The organism is Flavobacterium sp. RHBU_3 (genome assembly GCF_046613565.1).
Taxonomy (GTDB): Bacteria; Bacteroidota; Bacteroidia; order Flavobacteriales; family Flavobacteriaceae; genus Flavobacterium.
The window spans coordinates 1-3168 of sequence record NZ_JBKJHC010000030.1 but is presented as its reverse complement, the minus strand read 5'-3'; the positions used below and the strand labels follow the sequence as shown (position 1 = coordinate 3168).

At 48.8% G+C, this 3168-nt stretch carries 2 rRNA genes; both read left to right on the top strand.

From position 1 onward, the window contains the following. The first annotated feature begins 6 nt into the window (after positions 1-6). Positions 7-2875 (top strand): 23S ribosomal RNA (locus ACLI1A_RS19495). 180 nt (positions 2876-3055) lie between these two features. Then, a 5S ribosomal RNA gene (gene rrf / locus ACLI1A_RS19490) occupies positions 3056-3164 on the top strand. Positions 3165-3168 lie beyond the last annotated feature (4 nt).

The window sequence follows — 3168 nt, the reverse complement described above, 5'->3', positions numbered from 1 at the left end:
AAAGTACAATAAGCAAAATAAGGGCGTACGGGGGATGCCTGTGGCTCTCAGAGGCGAAGAAGGACGTGATAAGCTGCGATAAGCTTCGGGGACTGGCACATACAGATTGATCCGAAGATTTCCGAATGGGGCAACCCACTATGTTGAAGACATAGTACACCGTTAGGTGAGCAAACCCGCTGAACTGAAACATCTAAGTAGGCGGAGGAGAAGAAAACAAAAGTGATTCCGTAAGTAGTGGCGAGCGAACGCGGATTAGCCCAAACCATGGTTGTTACGGCAATTGTGGGGTTGTAGGACTGCGATATTTTATGCAAAGGGAATTGGAATTACCTGGAAAGGTAAGCGATACAGGGTGATAGCCCCGTACAGGTAACCGATGTAATAGATAGCAGTATCCTGAGTAGGGCGGGGCACGTGAAACCCTGTCTGAATCTGGCGGGACCATCCGCTAAGGCTAAATACTCCTGAGAGACCGATAGTGAACCAGTACCGTGAGGGAAAGGTGAAAAGAACCGTGAATAACGGAGTGAAATAGATCCTGAAACCGTGCGCCTACAAGCGGTCGGAGCCTTTAGGGGTGACGGCGTGCCTTTTGCATAATGAGCCTACGAGTTACCGTTGCTGGCAAGGATAAGTACTTCAGGTATGGATCCGTAGCGAAAGCGAGTCTGAATAGGGCGCTATAGTCAGTAATGGTAGACGCGAAACCGTGTGATCTACCCATGGGCAGGATGAAGCTGTGGTAACACACAGTGGAGGTCCGAACCGGTTGTCGTTGAAAAGACTTCGGATGACCTGTGGGTAGGGGTGAAAGGCCAATCAAACTCGGAAATAGCTCGTACTCCCCGAAATGCATTTAGGTGCAGCGCTGGCTTAGTTTATTAGAGGTAGAGCTACTGATTGGATGCGGGGGCTTCACCGCCTACCAATTCCTGACAAACTCCGAATGCTAATAAATGTTTACCAGTAGTGAGGGCATGGGTGCTAAGGTCCATGTCCGAGAGGGAAAGAACCCAGACCATCAGCTAAGGTCCCCAAATGTATGCTAAGTTGAAAAAACGAGGTTTGTCTGCCCAGACAGCTAGGATGTTGGCTTGGAAGCAGCCATTCATTTAAAGAGTGCGTAACAGCTCACTAGTCGAGCGGACGAGCATGGATAATAATCGGGCATAAGTATACTACCGAAGCTATGGACTTGAAAAAGTGGTAGGGGAGCATTCCAGCGGCGCAGAAGGTGATATGTGAGTATTGCTGGAGCTTCTGGAAAAGAAAATGTAGGCATAAGTAACGATAATGCGGGCGAGAAACCCGCACGCCGTAAGACTAAGGTTTCCTCAGCTATGCTAATCAGCTGAGGGTTAGTCGGGACCTAAGGTAACCCCGAAAGGGCTAATCGATGGCCAACGGGTTAATATTCCCGTACTTCTTATAATTGTGATGGGGCGACGGAGTGATGAAAGCACCGCGAACTGACGGAATAGTTCGTTAAAGTACGTAGCTATAGGTCTTGTAGTTAAATGCGCAGGATTTGGTGAAATACGATAGTACACGGAGTCTTCGGACAAAGTGATAGTGTGCCTAAGGGCTTCCAAGAAAAACCTCTAAACTTAGATTATAAGAACCCGTACCGTAAACCGACACAGGTGGTCGAGGAGAGTATCCTAAGGCGCTCGAGAGATTCATGGCTAAGGAATTAGGCAAAATAGACCTGTAACTTCGGGAGAAAGGTCGCCAGCAGCAATGCTGGCCGCAGTGAAAAGGTCCAGGCGACTGTTTATCAAAAACACAGGGCTCTGCAAAATCGTAAGATGAAGTATAGGGCCTGACACCTGCCCGGTGCTGGAAGGTTAAGAGGAGATGTTATCTTCGGAGAAGCATTGAATTGAAGCCCCAGTAAACGGCGGCCGTAACTATAACGGTCCTAAGGTAGCGAAATTCCTTGTCGGGTAAGTTCCGACCTGCACGAATGGTGTAACGATCTGGACACTGTCTCAGCCATGAGCTCGGTGAAATTGTAGTATCGGTGAAGATGCCGATTACCCGCAGTGGGACGAAAAGACCCTGTGCACCTTTACTATAGCTTAGTATTGACCTTGGATAATTGATGTGTAGGATAGGTGGGAGACTATGAAATGGGTTCGCCAGGACTTGTGGAGTCATTGTTGAAATACCACCCTTTGGTTATCTGAGGCCTAACCCCTTGTTAGGGGGACATTGCTTGGTGGGTAGTTTGACTGGGGTGGTCGCCTCCAAAAGAGTAACGGAGGCTTCTAAAGGTTCCCTCAGCACGCTTGGTAACCGTGCGTAGAGTGCAATGGCATAAGGGAGCTTGACTGAGAGACATACAGGTCGATCAGGTACGAAAGTAGAGCATAGTGATCCGGTGGTTCCGTATGGAAGGGCCATCGCTCAAAGGATAAAAGGTACGCCGGGGATAACAGGCTGATCTCCCCCAAGAGCTCATATCGACGGGGGGGTTTGGCACCTCGATGTCGGCTCGTCACATCCTGGGGCTGGAGAAGGTCCCAAGGGTTGGGCTGTTCGCCCATTAAAGTGGCACGCGAGCTGGGTTCAGAACGTCGTGAGACAGTTCGGTCTCTATCTACTGCGGGCGTTAGAAATTTGAGTGGATCTGATTCTAGTACGAGAGGACCGAGTCGGACGAACCTCTGGTGTATCTGTTGTCCTGCCAAGGGCACCGCAGAGTAGCCACGTTCGGAAGGGATAAGCGCTGAAAGCATATAAGCGCGAAACCCACCACAAGATGAGATTTCTTTTAAGGGTCGTGGAAGATGACCACGTTGATAGGCTACAGATGTAAAGGCAGTAATGTCATAGTCGAGTAGTACTAATAACCCGTAAGCTTATGTACGCCTCTTTTCCTCTCCGCCCCGGCGGAGAGGAGAGAACTTTCTAAGAAGTATTATGGATATCAATCTCAGTATGTTAAAATATTTGCAGCGAAGCTGCAGTTTAAAAAGTTTCAAGTTTCAAGTTTCAAGTTCGTTGAGAACCTGTAACAAGAATAACGTGAAACCTTAAACTAAAAACTTAAGGTGATTATTGCGGCGGGGCTCACCTCTTCCCATCCCGAACAGAGAAGTTAAGCCCGCCTGCGCAGATGGTACTGCATCTTGTGGGAGAGTATGTCATCGCCTTTCTTTT